General features: G+C 69.7%; 1 protein-coding gene. It reads left to right on the forward strand.

Annotation, left to right across the window (positions count from 1 at the left end; translation table 11 throughout):
• Nucleotides 1–34: 34 nt before the first annotated feature.
• Nucleotides 35–1,349: SDR family NAD(P)-dependent oxidoreductase (locus ACWDX9_RS63355; protein ID WP_449973460.1), on the forward strand; the 1,315-nt coding region annotated here is incomplete at its 3' end.

The following is a 1,349-nucleotide window of genomic DNA, read 5'->3' on the forward strand; positions in this document are numbered from 1 at the left end:
GGTGCTGATCCACTCCGGCGCGGGTGGGGTGGGTATGGCCGCGATCCAGATCGCCCGGCATCTGGGTGCGGAGGTGTTCGCCACGGCCTCGCCTGGTAAGCAGCACGTGCTGCGGGCGCTGGGTGTGCCGGATGATCACATCGCTTCTTCCCGTGACCTGGACTTCGCCGATGCCTTCGCCACGGTGATGGGCGGGGCGGGGATGGATGTGGTGCTCAACTCGCTGGCCGGGCCGTTCACCGACGCGTCGCTGGACCTGCTTGCCGAGGGTGGCCGGTTCATCGAGATGGGCAAGACCGACCGGCGCGATCCGGCCGACGTCGCGGGCACTCACTCTCACGTCCGGTACCGCAGCTTCGACCTGATGGATGCCGGGCATGAGCGGGTCGGGCAGATGCTGGGCGAGCTGCTGGACCTGTTCGCTTCCCAGGAGTTGGCGGCGTTGCCGGTGCGGTGCTGGCCGGTCCAGCAGGCCCGCCAAGCGTTCCGGCACATGGCGCAGGCCCGCCACACCGGCAAGATCATCCTCACTATGCCGCGCAGCCTGGACCCCGACGGCACGGTGTTGATCACGGGCGGCACGGGCGGTCTGGGTGCGATCCTGGCCCGTCACCTGGCCGGCGAGCACCGGGTGGGGCGTCTGCTGCTGGCCTCCCGCCGAGGAGACCAGGCCCCCGACGCCGACCAGCTCAGGACTGACCTGGAAGCAGCCGGCGCGACAGTCGAGATCGCGGCGTGCGATCTGTCCGCCCCCGAGCAAGTCAGCGCACTTCTTGACCGGGTACCCGCCGAACACCCGCTCACGGCGGTCTTCCACACCGCCGGAGTCCTCGACGACGGCGTGGTCACCTCCCTCACCTCCGACAAGATCGACCGGGTGCTGCGGCCCAAGGCCGACGCCGCCTGGCACCTGCACCAGGCCACCCGCCACCTCGACCTGGCCGCGTTCGTTCTCTACTCCTCCTCGGCTGCCACGCTGGACAGCGCCGGGCAGGGGAACTACTCGGCGGCCAACGCCTTCCTGGATGCGTTGGCGATCCATCGCCACGCCAGCGGCCTACCCGCTCAATCCCTCGCCTGGGGATTGTGGGCGCCGGAAACGGGCGGCATGACGAACCAGTTGGCGGAACTCGACCTGGAGCGGCTGTCCCGTTCAGGGTTCACCGCCATGGGCGCCAACGAGGGCATGCAGCTCCTGGACGTCGCTCTGACCATGCCGGAGCCCTTCCTCGTACCTCTGCCCATCAACACTCGCACCCTCAGCAACCGCCACGACGGCGTCCCGGCGATTCTGCGTGGACTGGCTCGCACGCCCGCGCGTCGCACCGCCCGCACCGAACCTGTCTCCG

It is taken from the genome of Nonomuraea sp. NPDC003201, from assembly GCF_053590415.1.